The organism is Pseudomonas sp. FW300-N2A2 (genome assembly GCF_017351735.1).
Classification (GTDB): domain Bacteria; phylum Pseudomonadota; class Gammaproteobacteria; order Pseudomonadales; family Pseudomonadaceae; genus Aquipseudomonas; species Aquipseudomonas migulae.
In genome coordinates this window covers 743,903-765,484 of record NZ_JACNDU010000001.1, presented here as the reverse complement: position 1 = coordinate 765,484, position 21,582 = coordinate 743,903, and the positions used below count along the sequence as shown (strand labels likewise).

Here is a 21,582-nt window from a genome sequence, read left to right as displayed (position 1 = left end):
TCTTGGCTTGTTCTTACTAGCGACGATGTTTCACCGCGTCCCAGGACAATAGGTTGGCTGTGCGCAGTCTACAGGGTAGGCCCGAACAAAATCATGAGCTTGCAGTAGTGTGAGGCTTGCTGAAACGATGCACTGCGTCTGGAGTGCTTGTAATGAAGCTTATTGGAAAAAATATTCCACGTAAAAATTATTTGGAATAATTATTGATTATTCGGTCCCGGTCGTTTTAGTCTGCATCCACCAAGAGTGTTCGGCACGGTCATCGTCCTGAACACAGGCTGATAAAAATAACAGGAGCCAGCATGGGCCAGACTCGTTTTGCCAGTGGACGCCAATTGGATCTGATTTGCCTGGGGCGACTGGGTGTCGACCTCTATGCGCAGCAAGTCGGGGCGCGGTTGGAGGATGTGAGCAGCTTCGCCAAGTACCTCGGTGGATCGTCCGCCAACATCGCTTTCGGCACCGCCCGGTTGGGGCTCAAGTCGGCGATGCTGAGCCGGGTAGGGGACGACCACATGGGGCGTTTCCTGGTCGAATCCCTGGCCCGCGAAGGCTGCGACACCAGTGGTATCAACGTTGATCCGGAGCACCTGACGGCGATGGTGTTGCTCGGCCTCAAGGACCGCGAGACCTTTCCTTTGGTGTTCTATCGCGAAAACTGCGCCGACATGGCGCTACGGGCCGAAGACATCAGCGAAGCCTTTATCGCCTCCAGCAAAGCCTTGCTGATCACCGGCACGCATTTCTCCACCGACGGCGTCTACAAGGCGAGTATCCAGGCGCTGGACTACGCCGAAAAACACAACGTCAAACGGGTTCTGGACATCGACTACCGCCCGGTCCTGTGGGGGCTTGCCGGCAAGGCCGATGGCGAAACCCGCTTCATTGCCGACCAGAACGTCAGTCAGCATGTGCAGAAAATCCTCCCGCGTTTCGATCTTATTGTCGGCACCGAAGAAGAGTTTCTGATTGCCGGTGGTTCCGAGGACTTGCTCACCGCGCTGCGCAACGTCCGTCGATTGAGCGACGCGACCCTGGTGGTCAAACTCGGCCCGCAAGGCTGCACGGTGATTCACGGGGTGATCCCGGAGCGTCTGGAAGATGGCGCGATTTATCCCGGCGTGCGGGTCGAAGTGCTGAACGTACTGGGGGCCGGCGATGCCTTTATGGCCGGCTTCCTCAGCGGTTGGCTGGAGGATGCCAGCGACGAGCATTGCTGCCGGCTGGCCAATGCCTGCGGTGGCCTGGTGGTGTCACGCCATGCCTGCGCCCCGGCGATGCCGACCCGTGCCGAGCTCGATTATCTGTTCAACAGTCCGGTGCCGATTACCCGGCCGGATCAGGACGCCACGTTGCAACGCCTGCATCAGGTCAGTGTGTCGCGCAAGCCGTGGAAGCAACTGTTCATCTTTGCCTTCGACCATCGCTGGCAACTGGTGGAACTGGCGCAAAAGGGCGGTCGCGACCTCGGCGTCATCAGCCAACTCAAACAGCTCTTTATCAAAGCCGTGGAGCGGGTCGAACGCGATTTGCGCGAGCAGGGCATCGAGGCCGATGTCGGGCTGCTGGCGGACCAGCGTTTCGGCCAGGACTCGCTGAACGCGGCCACCGGTCGTGGCTGGTGGGTGGCGCGGCCGGTCGAGATACAAAACTCCCGTCCACTGGCCTTCGAACACGGGCGTTCGATCGGCAGCAACCTGATTGCCTGGCCACAAGAGCAAATCATCAAATGCCTGGTGCAATTTCACCCGGACGACGAGCCAATGCTACGTCTGGAGCAGGAGGCGCAGATCAAGGGTTTGTACCAGGCGTCGCAAGTCAGCGGTCATGAACTGCTGCTGGAAATCATCCCGCCCAAGGATCATCCCTCGACGCACCCGGACGTGTTGTATCGCGCGCTCAAGCGCCTCTACAACCTGGGCATCTACCCGGCGTGGTGGAAGATCGAAGCCCAGAGCGCCGAGGAATGGAAGCAACTCGACGAGCTGATCCAGGAGCGCGATCCGTACTGCCGAGGCGTGGTGTTGCTGGGCTTGAATGCCCCGGCGGCGACATTGGCCGAAGGCTTTCAACAGGCGAGCCAGAGCCGGACATGCCGAGGGTTCGCCGTGGGGCGGACGATTTTTCAGGAGCCAAGCCGTGCGTGGCTGGCTGGGGAAATCGACGACGAGGCGCTGATTCGACAGGTGCAGGGCACGTTTGTCGAATTGATCGATGCCTGGCGCACAGCCCGGGCTTGACGCGACACCGCGTTATCGTTGTTCGCGGGCAAGCCTCGCTCCTACAGATCACCGTAGCTTCCCGTAGGAGCGAGGCTTGCCCGCGAAGGCGGCCTCAGATTCAACGGAAATTCAGAAAACAATAAAAGGTGCAGCCATGCCCGCTATCCGAATTGGCATCAACCCGATCTCCTGGAGCAACGACGACCTGCCGTCCCTCGGTGGCGAGACGCCGCTGAGCACCGCCCTCGGCGAAGGCAAGGAGATCGGCTACGAAGGCTTCGAACTCAACGGCAAATTCCCCAAGGACGCCAAAGGCGTTGGCGATGTACTGCGCCCGTATGACCTGGCGCTGGTGTCCGGCTGGTATTCCAGTCGCCTGGCACGCCGCTCCGTGGCCGAGGAAATCGACGCCATTGCCAGCCATGTCGAGCTGCTGGCGAAGAACGGCGCCAAGGTGCTGGTTTACGGAGAAGTCGCCGATTCCATTCAAGGGCAACGTATTCCTCTGGTCGAACGCCCGCGTTTTCACACCGAACAGGCGTGGCAGGAATACGCTGACAAACTGACCGAGCTGGCGCGCTTCACCCTGTCGCAGGGTGTACGCCTGGCGTATCACCACCATATGGGCGCCTACGTCGAATCCCCGTCGGACATCGACACCCTGATGGCGTTGACCGGCAGTGAAGTTGGCCTGCTGTTCGATTCGGGTCATTGCTACATGGGGGGCGGTGAACCCTTGCAGGTGCTGCGCAAACACATCTCACGCATTTGCCACGTGCATTTCAAGGACGTGCGCAAACCGGTAGTGCAGTTGGCGCGCAACAATCTATGGAGCTTCCCGGACTGCATCATCAACGGCACCTTCACCGTGCCGGGAGATGGCGACATCGACTTCGCCGAACTGCTCGACGTGCTGCTGACGGCCGATTACCAGGGCTGGCTGGTGGTCGAGGCCGAGCAGGACCCGGCGGTGGCCCCGAGCTACGTCTATGCCAAAAAAGGCTTCGACACCTTGCGTGCGCTGCTCGACGAGAGGACAGCACGATGAGCCTGCTGGTCAAAAGCAATGCCCGTGGCGGGACCATGGTCGAGTTGGGCAAAGGTGAACTTGAATACGTCGGTTTCGCCGCTTACCGCTTGAGCCTCGGCGAAACCCTGCCGGTCTCTGCCGGTGACAAGGAACTGTGCCTGGTGCTGCTCAGCGGCCGGGTCGGCATCAAGGGTGAAACGCCGGGGCAGGGCGTGTTCGACTGGGACAACCTTGGGGATCGTCAGTCGGTGTTTGAAGACAAATCCCCGTTCGCCGCGTACTTGCCGCCCGGCAGTCAGGCCCGGATTGTCGCGTTGAGTGATGTGCAGATCGCCGTTTGCGCGGCGCCCGGTGCACCAACCGAGAACCTCGGCCCACGGCTGATCAAACCCGAGACCATGAAACGCAGCGTGCGCGGCAAGGGCGCCAATACCCGCTACGTCTGCGACATCCTGCCGGACACCGAGCCGGCCCATTCGCTGCTGGTGGTGGAAGTGCGCACGCCTTCGGGGCACTCGTCGAGCTACCCGCCGCACAAGCACGACACCGACGATCTGCCGCACCAGAGCTTTCTCGAAGAAACCTATTACCACCAGATCAACCCGCCCCAGGGCTTCGTGTTCCAACGGGTCTACACCGACGATCGCAGCATCGATCAGGCCATGGCCGTGGAAAACAACGACCTTGTGGTCGTGCCCAAGGGTTATCACCCGGTCAGTGTGCCGTACGGCTACGAGTCGTATTACCTGAACGTGATGGCGGGCCCGAAACGCGTCTGGCAATTCCATAACGATCCGCAGCACAGCTGGCTGCTGGATCTCTGAATTCCAACCTCTGCACGGAGAACAAGCACAATGAGCGACGCCCAGGTTGTAGGTCATTACATCGATGGTCAGGTGCAAGACAGCGGCAGTGAAAGGTTCAGCAACGTCTTCAACCCGGCCACCGGCAGCGTTCAGGCGCGGGTCGGGTTGGCCAGCCAGAAGACCGTGGACCAGGCTGTCGCCTCGGCCCTGAAAGCCTTCCCGGCCTGGTCCGAGCAATCGTCCCTGCGACGCTCGCGGGTGATGTTCAAGTTCAAGGAACTGCTCGACCGCCATCACGATGAGCTGGCGGAAATCATCAGCCGCGAACACGGCAAGGTCTTCTCCGACGCCAAGGGTGAAGTCACCCGCGGCATCGAAATCGTCGAATACGCCTGCGGTGCGCCGAACCTGCTGAAAACCGAGTTCAGCGACAACATCGGCGGCGGCATCGACAACTGGAACCTGCGTCAGCCGCTCGGTGTTTGCGCCGGGGTTACGCCGTTCAACTTCCCGGTGATGGTGCCGCTGTGGATGATTCCGCTGGCGCTGGTCACCGGTAACTGCTTCATCCTCAAGCCGTCCGAGCGCGATCCGTCCGCCAGTTTGCTGATGGCTCGCCTGCTGACCGAAGCCGGCTTGCCGGACGGTGTGTTCAACGTGGTCCAGGGGGACAAGACGGCGGTCGACGCCTTGCTGCAACACCCGGACATCGAAGCGATTTCGTTTGTCGGTTCAACGCCGATCGCCGAGTACATCCACCAGCAGGCGACCTCGCGTGGCAAGCGTGTACAGGCGCTGGGCGGGGCGAAGAACCACATGATCGTCATGCCCGATGCGGATCTGGATCAAGCGGCGGATGCCCTGATCGGCGCCGCTTATGGTTCGGCCGGTGAGCGCTGCATGGCGATTTCGATTGCCGTGGCAGTCGGTGATGTCGGTGACCGACTGATTGCCAAATTGTTGCCGCGTATCGATCAGTTGAAAGTCGGCAATGGCCTGCAGGGTGATACCGACATGGGGCCATTGGTGACCGCCGAACACAAGGCCAAGGTTGAAGGCTTCATCGATCAGGGCGTGGCCCAGGGCGCGCAACTGATCGTTGACGGGCGCAACTTCAAGGTGCCGGGTGCCGAGAATGGCTTCTTTGTCGGCGCGACGCTGTTCGACAACGTCACGACCGGGATGAGCATCTACCAGCAGGAAATTTTCGGGCCGGTGCTGGGCATCGTTCGCGTGCCGGATTTCGCCAGTGCCGTGGCCCTGATCAACGCACATGAGTTCGGCAACGGCGTGTCGTGTTTTACCAGCGATGGCGGGATTGCCCGTGCCTTTGCGCGCAGCATCAAGGTCGGCATGGTCGGCATCAACGTGCCGATTCCGGTACCCATGGCCTGGCATTCGTTCGGCGGCTGGAAGCGCTCGCTGTTCGGCGACCACCATGCCTACGGCGAAGAAGGCATCCGCTTCTACAGCCGCTATAAAAGCGTGATGCAGCGCTGGCCCGACAGCATCGCCAAGGGCCCGGAATTCAGCATGCCGACGGCTAAATAATTCACCTGTGCGGAGAACAACAATAATGAGCAAGCCGCTGCGTTTCGCCTTGAACCGTATGGTCGCCCCACGCTTGTCCCTGCCTGCGTTCATCGAGTTGGCGGTGACCCTCAAGGCCGACGCCATTGAGATCCGCAACGACCTCAAGGGCATCGAGATCGAGGACGGGACCGCGCCCGGGCACGTCCGGGAATTGTGTGCGGCCCAAGGCGTCACCGTGCTGTCGATCAACGCGTTGTATCCGTTTGATGTGTGGAATGACGAGCGCCGTGCGCAGGCGTTGAAACTCGCCGCTTACGCACGTGATTGCGGCGCGCAGGGGTTGGTCATGTGCCCGTTGAACGACCGGGCCGATCCGCGCAGCGAGGCCGAGCGCGCTTCGGGCCTGCGCACGGCGTTGAGTCAGCTGGCGCCGATCCTGCGCGATCACGGCATCCTCGGTTTCATCGAACCGCTGGGCTTCGAAGAATGTTCGTTGCGGCGCAAACGCACGGCGGTCGATGCGATCAAGGCCATCGGCGGACTGGATGTGTTCCGTCTGGTGCACGACACCTTTCATCATCACCTGGCCGGTGAACAGGAGTTTTTCCCTGAGTTGACCGGGCTGGTGCACATCTCCGGCGTCGAGGATACCGAAGCGCCGTTGGCGACCATCCGCGATGGCCATCGGGTGCTGGTGGGCGAGGGCGACATTCTCGGCAACGCGGTGCAGATCGAGACCTTGCTCGGCAGCGGCTACAGCGGCTACCTGTCGTTCGAACCGTTTGCCGACAGCGTGCATGGGCTGGTGGATATCGAGCAGGCGATCGGCGCGAGCATGGATCACCTGCAAAAATCCCTGGGCTGAGGCCAACGCGGTTCAAATGTGGGAGCGAGCCTGCTCGCGAAGCGGCGGCACAATCAATATTGATGTCGCCTGACACAACGCTTTCGCGAGCAGGCTCGCTCCCACAAGGGTTTCTTCGTGTATTGAAGGATCAGATATGACCACTACAAGACTGACCATGGCCCAGGCCCTGGTGAAATTCCTCGATAACCAGTACATCGAGGTCGATGGGGTTCAGAGCAAATTCGTCGCCGGGATATTTACCATCTTCGGCCACGGCAACGTGCTGGGTCTGGGGCAAGCCCTGGAGCAGGACAGCGGCGACCTGATCGTCCATCAGGGCCGCAACGAACAAGGCATGGCCCACGCCGCCATCGGGTTCGCCAAGCAGCATCTGCGACGCAAGATCTACGCCTGTACTTCGTCGGTGGGGCCAGGCGCGGCGAACATGCTGACCGCTGCCGCCACCGCGACAGCCAACCGCATCCCATTGCTGTTGTTGCCGGGTGATGTCTACGCCTGCCGCCAGCCAGACCCGGTGCTGCAACAGATCGAGCAGTTCCACGACCTGAGCATCAGCACCAACGACGCGTTCAAGGCCGTGAGCAAATACTGGGATCGCATCAACCGTCCCGAGCAACTGATGACCGCCGCAATTCACGCCATGCGCGTGCTCACCGATCCCGCCGAAACCGGTGCCGTAACCCTGGCCTTGCCGCAAGACGTGCAAGCCGAGGCTTACGACTACCCCGATTACTTCCTGCAAAAACGCGTGCACCGCATCGAGCGCCGTCCGGCGACCGAAGCGATGCTCGACGATGCCGTGGCGTTGTTCAAAGGCAAGCGCAAACCGCTGATCATCTGCGGCGGCGGAGTTAAATACTCTGGCGCCAACGCGGCGTTACAGGCCTTTGCCGAGCGCTTCGATATTCCCTTTGCCGAAACCCAGGCCGGCAAAAGCGCGGTGGTCTCCAGCCATGCCCTGAACGTCGGCGGCATCGGTGAGACTGGCTGTTTGGCGGCAAACCTGTTGGCCAGGGATGCAGATCTGATCATCGGTATCGGCACTCGTTACAGCGACTTCACTACCGCGTCGAAATCCTTGTTTCAGCACCCTGAAGTGCAATTCCTCAACCTCAATATCAGCCCGTGCGATGCTCTGAAACTCGACGGCGTGCAATTGCTGGCGGACGCCCGGACCGGTTTGCAGGCGCTGGCCGAAGCGCTGGGCGACTACCGCTCCGGTTGGGGTGATCAACCCCGTCAAGCCAGGGCGCAGCTGGATGAGGAAGTCGATCGCCTTTATCAGATCGAATACCAGACCCAGGACTTCACCCCGGAAATCAACGATCACCTGGACCCGGCAGTGTTGCGCGAATTCATCGAGTTGACCGGCTCGTGCCTGACCCAGAGCCGCGTGCTCGGCGTGCTCAATGAAGCCCTCGCGGATGACGCGGTGATCGTTGCCGCCGCCGGCAGCCTGCCGGGTGACTTGCAGCGCAGCTGGCGCAGCAAAGGCGTGAACACCTATCACGTCGAATACGGATATTCGTGCATGGGCTATGAGATCAACGCCGCATTGGGGGTGAAACTCGCCGAACCTGAGCGCGAGGTCTATGCGCTGGTGGGCGATGGCTCCTACATGATGTTGCACTCGGAACTGGCGACCTCGATTCAGGAGCGACGCAAGATCAACGTGGTGCTGCTCGACAACATGACCTTCGGTTGCATCAACAACCTGCAGATGGGCAACGGCATGGACAGCTTCGCTACCGAATTCCGTTACCGCAACCCGCAAACCGGCAAGCTCGACGGCGGTTTCGTGCCGGTGGATTTCGCCATGAGCGCGGCGGCCTATGGCTGCAAGACCTACAAAGTGAACACCGTTGAAGAGTTGCACGCCGCGTTGGCGGATGCGCGCTTGCAGACCGTGTCGACCCTGATCGATATCAAGGTCCTGCCCAAAACCATGATTCATGGCTACCTGTCCTGGTGGCGGGTCGGCGTGGCGCAAGTCTCCACCAGCGCCCGCACCGATGCGGTGGCCAAGACCCTGAACGAACGACTGGCCAAGGCCCGTCAGTACTGATTGCCCTGAAACGAACAAACAGGAGTGTTTATATGTCTTTGAAGCTTGGCGTCATCGGCACCGGGGCCATCGGCCAGGACCACATCCGTCGTTGCAGCCAGACCTTGCTCAACAGTCAGGTGGTCGCGGTCACCGACATCAATTTGCAGCAAGCGGCCAAGGTCGTTTCCGATCTGAAGCTGACTGCCGAGGTCTATCCCGACGGTCATGCGCTGATCAAGGCGCCGGAAGTCGAAGCGATCCTCGTCACCTCCTGGGGGCCGAGCCACGAAGAGTTCGTATTGGCAGCGATTGCCGCGGGCAAACCGGTGTTCTGCGAGAAACCGCTGGCGGTCACCGCCGAAGGCTGCCGCAAGATCGTCGAGGCCGAAGTGGCCCATGGCAAGCGGCTGGTGCAGGTCGGTTTCATGCGTCCGTACGATGAAGGGTATCGCGCGTTGAAATCAGTGATCGACAGTGGCCAGATCGGCGAACCGTTGATGCTGCATTGCGCTCACCGTAACCCCACGGTGGGCGAGAACTACAAGACCGACATGGCGATCACCGACACGCTGATCCATGAGCTGGACGTGCTGCGCTGGTTGCTCGACGACGATTACGTTTCGGTGCAGGTAGTGTTCCCGCGCAAGAGCAGCAAGGCCCTCGCGCATTTGAAAGACCCGCAGATCGTTCTGCTGGAAACCGCCAAGGGCACACGCATCGACGTGGAAGTTTTCGTCAATTGCCAGTACGGCTACGACATCCAGTGCGAAGTGGTGGGGGAGACCGGCATCGCCAAACTGCCGGAGCCGTCCCAGGTTCAATTGCGCAGCGGGGCGAAGTTGTCCAACGCGATTCTGATGGACTGGAAGGATCGCTTCATCGCGGCGTACGACGTCGAGTTGCAGGCGTTCATTGATGGTGTAAGGGCCGGGCAGGTGGGTGGGCCTTCGGCGTGGGATGGCTTTGCTGCCGCTGTCGCCGCCGATGCGTGCATCGAAGCGCAAAACAGCGGGGCGATCGTCAACGTCGCACTCCCTGATCGCCCCCGCTTCTACGGCTAACAATTATCCCCTGTGGGAGCGAGCCTGCTCGCGATAGCGGTGTATCAGGCGACATCAATGTGGAATGTACCGCCGTCATCGCGAGCAGGCTCCCTCCTACAGGGTTTGCGTTCTTTCAGGGGAAATACGTGTATGCGCATCGGACTTGTCGGTTACGGCCATGGCGGCCGGTTTTTCCATGCTCCGCTGATCAGCAGTTTGCCAACGGCGACCTTCGTGGGCGTGGTTACCCGCTCCCCCGAGCGCCGACAATTGCTGGCCGCGGAGCATCCCGGCGTGCCAGCCTTCGACAGCATCGGCCAATTGGTGGAAGCCGGAATCGATGTGTTGGTGGTGTCGACACCACTCAAGGGCCGCCCGGCACTGGTGCTCGACGGCATTGAGTACGGCGTGGCAGTGGTCAGCGACAAGCCGTTTGCTGCCGATGCGCAACAGGCACAAACCCTGATTACCATGGCCGAGCGCCAGGGTGTGCGGCTCAGCGTCTATCAGAATCGGCGCTGGGATTCGGATTTCCTCACCGTACGCAAACTCATCGAGTCCGGCGCGCTGGGCCAGGTCACCCGTTTTGAGTCGCGGATCGAGCGCTACTCGCCGCAGTCGGTGAACAACGGCAGTGGCGGCGGCTTCCTGCGGGATCTGGGCAGCCATCTGGTGGATCAGGCGTTGTTGCTGTTCGGTCCGGTGACACGGGTTTATGCCGAACTGGATTACCTGGAGAAAGGCCAGACGTTCGATAACGGCTTTTTTATGTCCCTGACTCACGCCAGCGGTGTGACCTCGCACCTGGGTGGCAGTTGCCTGCAAAACACCCCCGGCCCGCGCTTTCGGGTGACCGGCACACAAGGCTGTTACAGCGTCGATGGTCTGGACGGGCAGGAGGCGTCGGCGCTTGCCGGGCTCTCGCCTAAAACCGAAGGCGAACGCTGGGGCGTGGAGGAGCACCGACGCTGGGGCTGGTTCGAGCAGGGCGAAGAGCGCGAACGGGTTCCCTCCGAGCGGGGCTGTTGGAATCAGTTCTATTTACAGCTACAAACCGCGTTGCAGAGCGGTGGCCCACTGCCTGTGGACGCCCGTGATGCACTGGCGACCACCCGTGTGCTAGACGCCGCGCGGCTGAGTTTCAAGCGCCATCAAGCGGTGGAGTTGAGCCCGTTCGAAAGCCATGGAATAAAATCAGAATAAAATTCTAAAATTGGTTGATATAGAAAATATTTTCCAATAAAGTCATTTCCAGCGAGCTGCCTCGCGTTATGTTTCAACACTTTTCCTGCTTGTCCGCTTACTGAAATCGTCACGCCTCATCCATAAAACCAACAAGAATGTGGAGAAAGACTTTTCATGAAGACCAAGATCCGTTTTGCCTCACTTGCCCTGTCCCTGATGGTCGCCAGCGGCGCTGTGCTGGCCGATGTGAAGATCGGCGTCAGCATGTCCCAGTTCGATGACACCTGGCTGACCTACCTGCGTGAATCCATGGACAAGAAAGCCAAGTCTTACCCCGACGGCGTCCAGCTGCAATTCGAAGATGCCCGCAGCGACGTGGTCAAGCAACTGAGCCAGGTCGAAAGCTTTATCAGCCAGAAAGTCGATGCCATCGTGGTCAACCCGGTGGATACGGCCGCAACCAAAAAAATCACTGAAGCCGCCGTGAAGGCCGGTATTCCGCTGGTCTACGTCAACCGCCGCCCCGATGACCTGAACCTGCCCAAAGGTGTGGTGACTGTCGCTTCCAACGACCTGGAGGCCGGTGAAATGCAAATGCAGTACCTGGCGGACAAGATGGGCGGCAAGGGCGATATTGTGATTTTGCTGGGCGACCTCGCGAACAACTCCACCACCAATCGCACCAAGGGCGTCAAGGAAGTACTGGCCAAATACCCGAACATCAAGATCGAGCAAGAGCAGAGCGGTATCTGGCTGCGGGATAAAGGCATGACCCTGGTCAACGACTGGCTGACCCAGGGCCGCAAGTTTGACGCGATCGTCTCCAACAACGACGAAATGGCCATTGGCGCCGCGATGGCCCTGCAACAGGCGGGCGTCGAAAAAGGCAGTGTGTTGATTGCGGGTGTCGATGGTACGCCGGACGGTTTGAATGCCGTGAAGAAAGGCTCGCTGGCGGCTTCGGTGTTTCAGGACGCCAAGGGGCAGGCCGACGGCTCCATCGATACTGCAGTGAGAATGGCGAAAAACGAGCCGGTCGAGTCGGCCGTCTGGGTGCCGTTTCGCCTGATCACGCCGCAAAACGTTGACCAGTTCAAATAGTCCGTCCGTTCAATAACAACAATAAGTACGCAAGGTGGCGAGCGCGACCTTGCTGATGGAGTACCTGATCATGTTCGCTTCAGCGACTGCTTCGAGCACCCCTTTGAAGGGTGCCCAGCCCACTGCAACACCTGTCGATGAGCCGTACCTGCTGGAGATCGTCAACGTCAGCAAGGGTTTTCCCGGTGTGGTGGCGTTGTCCGATGTGCAGCTGCGGGTGCGCCCCGGTTCCGTGCTGGCGCTCATGGGCGAAAATGGCGCCGGCAAGTCTACCCTGATGAAAATCATCGCCGGCATCTACCAGCCAGACGCCGGCGAACTGCGCCTGCGGGGCAAGCCGGTGGTGTTTGAAACGCCGCTGGCGGCGCTGCAGGCCGGGATCGCAATGATCCACCAGGAACTCAACCTGATGCCGCACATGAGCATCGCCGAAAACATCTGGATCGGTCGTGAGCAGCTCAACGGCTTCCACATGATCGACCACCGGGAAATGCACCGCTGCACGGCGAAATTGCTGGAGCGCCTGCGGATCAACCTCGACCCCGAAGAGCTGGTCGGCAACCTGAGCATCGCCGAGCGGCAGATGGTCGAGATCGCCAAAGCCGTGTCCTATGACTCCGATATCCTGATCATGGACGAACCGACTTCGGCCATCACCGACAAGGAGGTCGCCCACCTGTTTTCGATCATTGCCGACCTGAAAAGCCAGGGCAAAGGCATCATCTATATCACCCACAAAATGAACGAAGTGTTCGCTATCGCCGATGAAGTGGCGGTGTTCCGCGATGGCGCCTACATAGGCCTGCAGCGGGCCGACAGCATGGACAGCGACAGCCTGATTTCGATGATGGTCGGTCGTGAGTTGAGCCAGTTGTTTCCGGTGCGCGACGAGCCGATTGGCGATCTGTTGCTGTCGGTGCGCGACCTCAAGCTGGATGGCATCTTCAAAGGCGTCTCTTTCGACCTGCATGCCGGGGAGATCCTTGGCATTGCCGGGTTGATGGGCTCCGGACGGACCAACGTGGCCGAAGCGATTTTCGGCATTACCCCGAGCGACAGTGGCGAGATTCGCCTCGATGGCGAAGTGGTGCGCATCAGCGATCCGCACATGGCGATCGAGAAGGGTTTCGCACTGTTGACCGAGGATCGCAAGCTCAGCGGCCTGTTCCCATGCCTTTCGGTACTGGAGAACATGGAAATGGCGGTGCTGCCGCACTACGCCGGCCACGGCTTCATTCAGCAGAAAGCCTTGCGGGTGTTGTGCGAAGACATGTGCAAGAAGCTGCGGGTGAAAACCCCTTCACTGGAGCAGTGCATCGACACCTTGTCCGGCGGCAATCAGCAGAAGGCCTTGTTGGCGCGCTGGCTGATGACCAACCCACGAATCCTGATTCTCGACGAGCCGACCCGCGGTATCGATGTCGGCGCCAAGGCCGAGATTTACCGACTCATCTCCTACCTCGCCGGCGAAGGCATGGCGGTGATCATGATTTCCTCGGAACTGCCGGAAGTGCTCGGCATGAGCGACCGGGTGATGGTCATGCACGAGGGCGAACTGATGGGCACCCTCGACCGCAGCGAAGCGACTCAGGAACGAGTGATGCAACTGGCCTCGGGCATGTCCTCGGTTCATTAATGATGCGGGTGGTGGCTACGGCCGCCGTCGATGACGCAATAGAAAGGTGAGTGGCTATGAACGCGATACTGGAAAACAAACCGGCAGCGGCACCGGCCAAGAGTCGCCGGCGCTTTCCGACCGAGCTGAGCATCTTCCTGGTGCTGATCGGGATCGGCCTGGTGTTCGAAATGTTCGGCTGGATCGTGCGCGACCAGAGCTTCCTGATGAACTCCCAGCGGTTGGTGTTGATGATCCTGCAAGTGTCGATCATTGGCCTGCTGGCGATTGGCGTGACCCAGGTGATCATCACCACCGGCATCGACCTGTCGTCGGGCTCGGTGCTGGCCTTGTCGGCGATGATCGCTGCCAGCCTGGCGCAGACCTCGGATTTCACTCGGGCGGTATTCCCGTCGCTGACCGACTTGCCGGTGTGGATTCCAGTGATTGTCGGGCTCGGCGTCGGGCTGTTGGCGGGGGCAATCAACGGCAGCATCATTGCCATCACCGGGATCCCGCCGTTCATTGCTACCCTGGGCATGATGGTCTCGGCCCGTGGCCTGGCGCGTTACTACACCGAAGGCCAGCCAGTGAGCATGCTGTCGGATTCCTACACGGCGATCGGTCACGGTGCGATGCCGGTGATCATTTTCCTGGTGGTGGCGGTGATCTTCCACATCGCGCTGCGCTACACCAAGTACGGCAAATACACCTACGCCATCGGCGGCAACATGCAGGCGGCGCGCACGTCGGGTATTAACGTCAAACGCCATCTGGTCATCGTCTACAGCATCGCCGGGTTGCTGGCGGGGCTGGCGGGCGTGGTGGCTTCGGCCCGTGCCGCCACCGGGCAGGCCGGGATGGGCATGTCCTATGAACTGGATGCGATTGCCGCAGCGGTCATCGGCGGCACCAGCCTGGCGGGCGGGGTGGGGCGCATCACCGGCACGGTCATCGGCGCACTGATCCTTGGGGTGATGGCCAGCGGTTTCACTTTCGTCGGGGTCGATGCCTACATCCAGGACATCATCAAGGGCTTGATCATCGTGGTCGCGGTGGTCATCGACCAATACCGCAACAAGCGCAAACTCAAGCGCTGACATTGACTGCCAGCAGCGGGGGCCGGCTCTGGCTCTCGCTGCCATGTCCGTTGCCGCCTTGTCTCGCAAGCCGCGCATTTGGAGGTCGGTCAGGTAGTGATTCAAGTAGAGATAGTCTGTCGCAAAATTTTACACAGGGGCCCTCTGTCTGCGACGAGGCGGTTCCATTTTTTTTATTAAGTAATTGTAATTTAAGGAGTTTATGTCTTTGGCGTGAAAAGTGCTGATGATTGATGTCAGGGGGCCAGTACTGCTTGCTGAGCTGACCCGATCCACGTTGCCGTCGGGTTCCGCCGTCAATGCGCGCATCGTCGGACCTCAACCAGTATCTCCGCACAAGGACTGCTTCAATGCCTCTTGACCGACTTTCCATCCAATGGAAGATCACCTTGCTGACCGGCTTCTGTCTGGTGGCTATCGTTGCCATGCTCATCGGCATCTCGCTCTACCGCATGGGGGCCGGGACCACGCTGGTCAAGGCGAGCAGTGCGCAGATGCTCGAAGCATCGGCCCGCGAACGCATGCAAGGGGAGGGCAAGGTTCAGGCGTTGACCATCCAACGTTACTTCATGTCGGCCTACCAGGATGGCCTGAACTTATCCCGCGAAGTAATGCGCCAGCGGCGCCAGGCGCAGAAACTGAATCTGGACGGCCAGGCCCTGCGTGATTCGCTCAACCAGCAGATCAAAGAGGCGTTGCAGGCCAACCCGCAACTGCTCAGCCTCTACCTGGTGTTCGAACCTGATGCGCTGGGCGGTGACGATTCCGCCTTTGCCGGCCGTGCCGAAACGGGCAGTAACGAACAAGGCCGATTCGCCACTTACTGGGCGCAGCGCGGTGCAAGCCTGAACACCCTGGCAGTGACCGAAGACATGATCAGCGACGCCACGCCCATGCTCGACGGCAGCCCTTTCAATACCTGGTTCAACTGCCCCAAGCAAAGCCTTAAGCCCTGCTTGTTGAATCCCTACTTCGATGACGCTTCGGGGCAGAAGACGCTGATCACCACCTTGACCTTTCCGGTCATCGAGAACGGTCGCATGATCGCGGTGGTCGGCATGGACATCAGCCTGAGCAATCTCCAGCAGTTGGCGACGGCGGGCAGTCAGGGCCTTTATCAGGGGCAGGGCGCCATCAGTATCCTCAGCCCGGCCGGCTTGCTGGCCGGTCACAGTGTGGACGCCGGCCTGCTCGGCCAGAGCCTGTCCAAGGCCTACCCGGGCGAAGCGGCCGAGCTGCTGGACTTGCAACGTCAGGGGTTGGGGCATGAGCAGCAGACGAACGACCATTTGCAGGTGCTGGCACCGCTGCAACCCATTCCAGATGCCAAGCCCTGGGCCGTGTTGCTGGACGTGCCCATGACGACCCTGCTGGCGCCGGCCATGGCCTTGCAGAACGATCTGGACGTGCGCAACACCCAGGGAACCTGGCTGGAGCTGCTGCTCGGGATAGCCGCCGCCATCGCCGGTCTGCTCCTGGTGTGGCTGACCGCGCGCGGCGTGACCCGACCGATTCTTGGGGTCGCCAGCATGCTCAAGGACATCGCCAGCGGTGAAGGCGACCTGACCCGTCGCCTCGACTACTCGCGCAAGGACGAGCTGGGCGAACTGGCCGGCTGGTTCAACCGCTTCCTCGACAAGCTGCAACCGGTGATTGCCGACGTGAAACGCTCGGTGCAGGACGCCCGCAGCACCGCCGATCAGTCTGCGGCGATCGCCAGCCAGACCAGCTCCGGCATGCAGCAGCAATATCGCGAAGTGGACCAGGTGGCCACGGCCTCCAACGAGATGAGCGCCACCGCCCAGGATGTCGCCCGCAGCGCGGCGCAGGCTGCTGAATCGGCGCGTGGTGCCGACCTCGCCACCCGCGAAGGCCTCGGCATCATTGGCCACACCACCAGCGCCATCGATGCCCTGGCGCGCGACATGAGCAGTGCCATGGCGCAGGTCGAAGGCCTGGCGGCCAACAGTGAACAGATTGGATTGGTGCTGGAGGTGATCCGCAGCATCGCCGAGCAGACCAACTTGCTCGCCCTCAATGCCGCCATCGAAGCTGCGCGTGCCGGTGAAGCCGGACGTGGCTTTGCGGTGGTTGCCGACGAGGTGCGCAACCTGGCCAAGCGGACCCAGGACTCGGTGGAGGAAATCCGTCAGGTCATCGAAGGTTTGCAGAAGGGGACCCGCGAGGTCGCCAGTTCAATGAACAGCAGCTACCAGCAAGCACAGGGCAGCGTCGTACATGTCGAACAGGCGGTCGCCGCCTTGCGTCGAATCGGCGAATCGGTATCGGTCATCTCCGACATGAACCTGCAGATTGCCAGCGCCGCCGAGGAGCAGAGCGCCGTGGCCGAAGAGATCAATACCAACGTGGCGACCATCCGCGATGTCACCGAATCCCTGTCGGGGCAGGCCGAGGAATCGGCCCAGGTGAGCCAGGCGCTGAACCGCCTGGCCAACCATCAGCAGGGGCTGATGCAGCAATTTCGGGTTTAGTCTGTTCAGGGCGTGGGTGAAGGCCATTTATGCGATTCACCCTCGCATTCCTTGCACCAGGCTAACGCAACAGATGCACGGTCAAACCGACGAGCGCGCAGGCCATCAACACCTGAATGACACCCCGCTTGAAGCGGAACAAGGCAACCGCCGCCGCAATCGCGATCAGCGCGGAGGGCCAGTCGAGGTTGCCGCTGAAGCCTGTTGGCCAAAGCACGTGATAGCCGAAGAAGCACGCCAGATTGAGGATCACTCCAACCACGGCGGCTGTTATGGCGGTAAGCGGTGCCGTGAACTTGAGTTCGTTGTGGGTCGACTCCACCAGCGGGCCACCCGCGAGGATGAACAGGAACGAGGGCAGGAAGGTGAACCAGGTCACCAGCGAGGCCGCCACGGCCCCGGCCAGAAACACCTGATCGGCTCCGAACACTTGCGAGACATAGGCGCCGACAAAGCCGACGAAGGCCACGACCATGATCAGCGGCCCCGGTGTGGTTTCCCCCAGGGCCAGCCCGTCGATCATTTGTGTCGGGGTCAGCCAGCCATAGTGTCCGACCGCGCCCTGGTAGACATACGGAAGCACGGCATACGCACCGCCAAAGGTCAGCAACGCGGCTTTGGTAAAGAACCAGCTCATTTGAGTCAAGGTGCCTTCCCAGCCGAAGAGGAGGGTCAAGATGCCCATCGGCAATGCCCAGAGCGTGGCGCCGATAAGTGCGAGCGACGCCAGTTTCAGCCAGTTAAAACGGGCATGCTCAGGGGTGGGGGTGTCGTCATCGATCAAGGCTGGCCCGAAGGATTTTTTGGCGGAACCATGGCCCCCGGTCCTGAACTTCTCGGGCGCCAGGCGCCCTCCGACATAGCCGATCAAAGCGGCGCTCAGCACGATCAGCGGGAATGGAACGTTGAATGCGAAGATCGCGGTAAATGACGCCGCCGCTATCGCCCACAGCCAATTGTTCTTCAGTGCCCGAGAGCCGATCCTGTGTGCCGCTTGCACCACGATGGCCGTCACGGCGGGCTTTATCCCATAGAAGAGCCCGGCCACCACGGGTATATCGCCGAACGCGATGTACATCCACGACAACGCAATCAGGATGAACAGCGAGGGCAACACAAACAGTGCCCCCGCAATGACTCCTCCCCATGTCCGATGCATCAGCCAGCCAATGTAGGTCGCCAACTGCTGAGCCTCAGGCCCGGGCAGCAACATGCAGTAGTTGAGGGCATGCAAAAATCTCCGTTCCGAAATCCAGCGCCGCCGTTCTACCAACTCCTGGTGCATGATCGAGATCTGTCCTGCCGGCCCGCCGAAACTGATGAAGCCGAGCTTTAGCCAGAACCAGAACGCCTCACGCAAACTGACCGGCTGAGGCCTCGACAGATTCTCGTCAACGTCCAATGTGGAAACCTTACTCATCGGGTTGTTCCTCTTTCACAAATTCGTCGAGCAGGCCGTCGAAGATGGCGCTTGCCGCAGCGAGCAAGTAGTCGTCATGGGAAATGGTTTCACGCAGCCCTGCCAGCACCCGTTCGAGAGCTGATGCAGGCAGGGCGAAATCGTCCTCAAGCGGCGCTATCCAGCACCGAGCCTTGTTGTACGAACCGGTCGATCAACCACCTTGCCGCAGGGCCCGGTGGCAGATCCGTACGGTAGATGACGTCGAAGGTATATTGGCCGCTTTTGTATTCCGGTATGTTCAATTGCACGAGCCGGCCGCTCTCCAGATCTTCCTGGACCATCGGCAACGGCATGTTCCCCCAACCGATGCCTTCACGCAGCAGCATGTGCTTGGCACCCAGGTCCGCCAGGCGCCAGGTGCGGTTACTGAGCACGGCGAAATCCTTGCCTTTGGTCAGAAGCGAGCGATCGGACAGCACCAGTTGCGTGAACTCTCGCCCGGCGCCCGGCACATTCGAGCCGTTTGAAGCCAGTGGATGATTCGGGGCTGCCACCGGAATCAACTCAACGCTGCCGACGCCAATTCTTTCGATACCGTCGATGCCTTCATTCATCGGCCCACTGACGCCAACGATTGCACCACGGTTGATCACCAGTTCCGTGACGGCGCCGAGCGCTTCCATATGCAAGTGCAGGGCAACCGTAGGAAATTCTTCGCGAAAGGATTTGAGTGCGTCGACCACGCGCTCCGGGGGAAGCATCACATCGAGCACCACGTGGACTTCGGCTTCAAGCCCCTGAAGCAGCCCTTTCACTTTGGCGCGTAATCCGTGAATGCCGTTGGCGATGGTCCGGGCTTCGGCCAGAACGGTGCGGCCGGCGTCGGTGAGCTGCGGTTTGCGTGTCGTCTGACGGTCGAACAGCGACACGCCGAGCTGCATTTCCAGGTTGGCAATCGAGTAGCTGATGACCGAAGTGGCTCGATGCAGCTTTCTGGCAGCCGCTGCAAAACTGCCAACTTCAACGACCGTCAGGAACACGCGCAGTTGGTCCAGTGTCGGTGTTCCGGGATCAGAAATCATGCGTGTTTCCTCGAACGTAATGGTCAATATTATCCCGGTATTGCTAACCGTTTCATCAGCATGGATCGCCTGCCCGGCTTGCGCTTTCAACCCGACCCTCAGGGAACCTGAAACGCCGGACAGATAAGCGCAAAGCCCCGACAGGGTGAGCAAGGCTCCTAAAGAGTGGCGGGTCGCAATCGGCGACAGTTGAGTCGTCGATTGCGACACCCCCATACGTTCAGGCGTATGCGCAGCGGCTGGAATTATTCAGCTGCGCTCTTAACAGGAGAAACAAGATGACTGATTTCATTCCTACCCCCAACGAGATCGCCGGCAAAGTCGTGATTGTGACGGGCGCCGCCAGCGGTATCGGCCGTGCCATCGTCGAGTTGTTTCATGCCCGTGGCGCCAAGATCATAGCCGAAGACATCAACCCCGAAGTGAATGCACTTGAGCGCCCGGGGCTGGTGCCTTTGGTGGCGGATATCACGGTCGATGGCTCGGCTGAACAGGCTGTTGCACTGGCCGTTCAACACTTCGGCAAGCTTGATGTACTGGTCAATAATGCGGGACGGATCATCTACAAACCTCTGGTCGAGATGACCCGCGCGGACTGGAGCTGGCAGATGGAGACAAACGTGACGGGCGCATTTCTCCATTCCCGCGAAGCGGCGAAAGAAATGATGAAGAAAAAGTCAGGCGCTATCGTCAATATTGCCTCCTATGCCTCTTACTTTGCCTTCCCCGGTATCGCGGCCTACACCGCGTCGAAAGGGGCACTGGCGCAGCTGACCCGGACCCAGGCGCTGGAGGCGATAGAACACGGAATCCGGGTCAATGCGATTGGCGTGGGTGACGTGGTCACCAATCTGCTCAATCACTTCATGGAAGACGGCCCGGGTTTCCTGCAAGAGCACGGGAAATCCGCCCCCATTGGCCGTGCCGCCTCGCCCGGGGAGATCGCCGAAATCGTGGCATTCCTGGCCTCCGAGCGCGCCAGTTTCATTGTCGGCTCGGTGGTCATGGCCGATGGCGGCATGAGCATTCCCGTGGGCAGTTGATGGGTCGGTTGTACCTGCGGCACGGTGCACGCCGTGCCGCGTTTTTCATTTGCGGTAGTGACTGGGCAGGACGCCGACTTCCCGTTTGAACGCTTGAGAGAAATGGCTGGCGCTGCTGTACCCGACTTCCAGTCCGGCATCGATGATGCTCATGTCGGTTTCAATCAGCAGTTGCCTGGCTTTGGTCATTCTCAACCTGATGAAGTAGCGCGAGGGTGAAAGCCCCGTGGCGCGTTTGAACAGGCGGCTGAAGTGGTACTCGCTCATGCCGGCTTCGTCGGCCAGGTCACCCAGACAAAACGCCTCACTCAATGACCTCTCCATCGCGTTCAGCACACGCTTGAGCTTGAAGGCCGGCAGGGCGTTGCGCTGCACGATGTTGTCCGCTTGCGTATCAAGGTACCGGCGCGCCAGATGCACGGCGATGCACTGGGCGATGCCTTGCATCAGCAGTGGGCTGGATTCTCCCTGGGCAGTCAGTTCAACTCTGAATTGTTCGAACAGCACTGACAGCGCTTCATCTCGACCGCCGGATATTTCCCGCAGGCAAATCGCACCGGTGACCTCTTTGTGGGTTTCCTGGATTGCACGTTCAAGCAATGGCAGACCGAGGTAAATGTGCATCACCACGAAGGGCTCCGCACTGTTCACGTGCCAGCGCATTTCGTAGGGAACAGCACTGGTGGTCAGGAAAAAATCACCCTTTTTCACCTCACTCGCCAGCCACTCTTTGCCGGGCTCCCGTTCTTCAATGGTGGCGCTCCCGCACAGCACCCAGACAATCAGCGGTTCAGCCACGGCGGGAACGACAAAGCTCTGTTCAATCCTTTCCCGGGTAAAGATCTGCACCAGCACATCGTTGGAAAAAACATCTTCGGAGGCGGCCAGGCGCTGACCGCGAATGTGCGATTCCAGGCCTGTTGCAGAGGTTCGCTCAACGATTTGCACGATTGAACTTCCTGTTGATGGGGGGATTTACTTGCCTATTTATTCGAATCTAATGATCTAAATTA

Annotated in this window: 16 protein-coding genes and 2 pseudogenes; 14 read left to right on the top strand and 4 right to left on the bottom strand. The window is 60.2% G+C overall.

From position 1 onward, the window contains the following. Positions 1–302: 302 nt before the first annotated feature. From iolC to J4E42_RS29640, 13 genes and pseudogenes are all read left to right on the top strand, one after another. Positions 303–2,240: a 5-dehydro-2-deoxygluconokinase gene (gene iolC / locus J4E42_RS03405; protein WP_207284601.1), complete on the top strand. Its 1,938-nt coding sequence runs from the start codon at positions 303–305 to the stop codon at positions 2,238–2,240. Positions 2,241–2,376: 136 nt separating this feature from the next. After that, a complete protein-coding gene (gene iolE / locus J4E42_RS03400; protein WP_207284600.1) occupies positions 2,377–3,270 on the top strand; it encodes a myo-inosose-2 dehydratase in 894 nt (297 codons plus the stop codon). Next, positions 3,267–4,076, top strand: coding sequence for a 5-deoxy-glucuronate isomerase (gene iolB, locus J4E42_RS03395; protein ID WP_207284599.1), 810 nt, complete (start codon positions 3,267–3,269; stop codon positions 4,074–4,076). The genes iolE and iolB overlap by 4 nt, the downstream gene beginning before the upstream one ends. 30 nt (positions 4,077–4,106) lie before the next feature. Then, positions 4,107–5,609, top strand: coding sequence for a CoA-acylating methylmalonate-semialdehyde dehydrogenase (locus tag J4E42_RS03390; protein ID WP_008039116.1), 1,503 nt, complete (start codon positions 4,107–4,109; stop codon positions 5,607–5,609). 25 nt (positions 5,610–5,634) lie between these two features. Beyond that, complete coding sequence (locus tag J4E42_RS03385) at positions 5,635–6,456, top strand: TIM barrel protein (protein ID WP_207284598.1); 822 nt, start codon at positions 5,635–5,637, stop codon at positions 6,454–6,456. A gap of 136 nt (positions 6,457–6,592) precedes the next feature. After that, the gene (iolD, locus tag J4E42_RS03380; RefSeq protein ID WP_207284597.1) at positions 6,593–8,524 is read left to right on the top strand and encodes a 3D-(3,5/4)-trihydroxycyclohexane-1,2-dione acylhydrolase (decyclizing); all 1,932 of its coding nucleotides are present in this window, start codon (positions 6,593–6,595) and stop codon (positions 8,522–8,524) included. A gap of 32 nt (positions 8,525–8,556) precedes the next feature. Beyond that, on the top strand, positions 8,557–9,567 hold the full coding sequence (locus J4E42_RS03375; RefSeq protein WP_008039111.1) for a Gfo/Idh/MocA family protein: 1,011 nt from the start codon (positions 8,557–8,559) through the stop codon (positions 9,565–9,567). 132 nt (positions 9,568–9,699) lie between these two features. Then, a complete protein-coding gene (locus J4E42_RS03370; protein ID WP_192228358.1) occupies positions 9,700–10,752 on the top strand; it encodes a Gfo/Idh/MocA family protein in 1,053 nt (350 codons plus the stop codon). A gap of 156 nt (positions 10,753–10,908) precedes the next feature. Then, on the top strand, positions 10,909–11,835 hold the full coding sequence (locus J4E42_RS03365) for a sugar ABC transporter substrate-binding protein (RefSeq protein ID WP_008039109.1): 927 nt from the start codon (positions 10,909–10,911) through the stop codon (positions 11,833–11,835). Positions 11,836–11,905: 70 nt separating this feature from the next. Next, the gene (locus J4E42_RS03360; RefSeq protein WP_008039108.1) at positions 11,906–13,471 is read left to right on the top strand and encodes a sugar ABC transporter ATP-binding protein; all 1,566 of its coding nucleotides are present in this window, start codon (positions 11,906–11,908) and stop codon (positions 13,469–13,471) included. Between the two features lie 56 nt (positions 13,472–13,527). Next, a complete protein-coding gene (locus J4E42_RS03355; protein ID WP_008039101.1) occupies positions 13,528–14,550 on the top strand; it encodes an ABC transporter permease in 1,023 nt (340 codons plus the stop codon). 299 nt (positions 14,551–14,849) lie between these two features. Beyond that, positions 14,850–16,184, top strand: a pseudogene (locus J4E42_RS29645) (HAMP domain-containing protein); the annotation flags it as partial. 102 nt (positions 16,185–16,286) lie between these two features. Further along, entirely contained in the window at positions 16,287–17,042 is a 756-nt protein-coding gene (locus J4E42_RS29640) for a methyl-accepting chemotaxis protein (RefSeq protein ID WP_404943239.1), read from the top strand. A 61-nt stretch (positions 17,043–17,103) separates the two neighbouring features. Here J4E42_RS29640 and chrA read toward each other — a convergent pair whose 3' ends face one another. From chrA to J4E42_RS03340, 3 genes and pseudogenes are all read right to left on the bottom strand, one after another. Continuing rightward, positions 17,104–18,462, bottom strand: a complete 1,359-nt coding sequence (chrA, locus tag J4E42_RS03345) for a chromate efflux transporter (RefSeq protein ID WP_207284595.1) — start codon at positions 18,460–18,462, stop codon at positions 17,104–17,106. Then, positions 18,455–18,589 (bottom strand): annotated as a pseudogene (locus tag J4E42_RS29390) (chromate resistance protein); the annotation flags it as partial. The gene chrA and the pseudogene J4E42_RS29390, both read right to left, overlap by 8 nt. Positions 18,590–18,608: 19 nt before the next feature. Continuing rightward, positions 18,609–19,526: a LysR family transcriptional regulator gene (locus J4E42_RS03340; protein WP_207284594.1), complete on the bottom strand. Its 918-nt coding sequence runs from the start codon at positions 19,524–19,526 to the stop codon at positions 18,609–18,611. Between the two features lie 278 nt (positions 19,527–19,804). On the opposite strand from J4E42_RS03340, the gene J4E42_RS03335 reads away from it, so the two are divergent. Next, positions 19,805–20,569 carry an SDR family NAD(P)-dependent oxidoreductase gene (locus J4E42_RS03335; RefSeq protein ID WP_207284593.1) on the top strand — a complete coding sequence of 255 codons (765 nt, stop codon included), beginning with the start codon at positions 19,805–19,807 and terminating at the stop codon, positions 20,567–20,569. A gap of 45 nt (positions 20,570–20,614) precedes the next feature. Here the strand turns inward: J4E42_RS03335 and J4E42_RS03330 are convergent, their stop codons facing one another. Continuing rightward, complete coding sequence (locus J4E42_RS03330) at positions 20,615–21,517, bottom strand: helix-turn-helix domain-containing protein (protein ID WP_207284592.1); 903 nt, start codon at positions 21,515–21,517, stop codon at positions 20,615–20,617. Positions 21,518–21,582 lie beyond the last annotated feature (65 nt).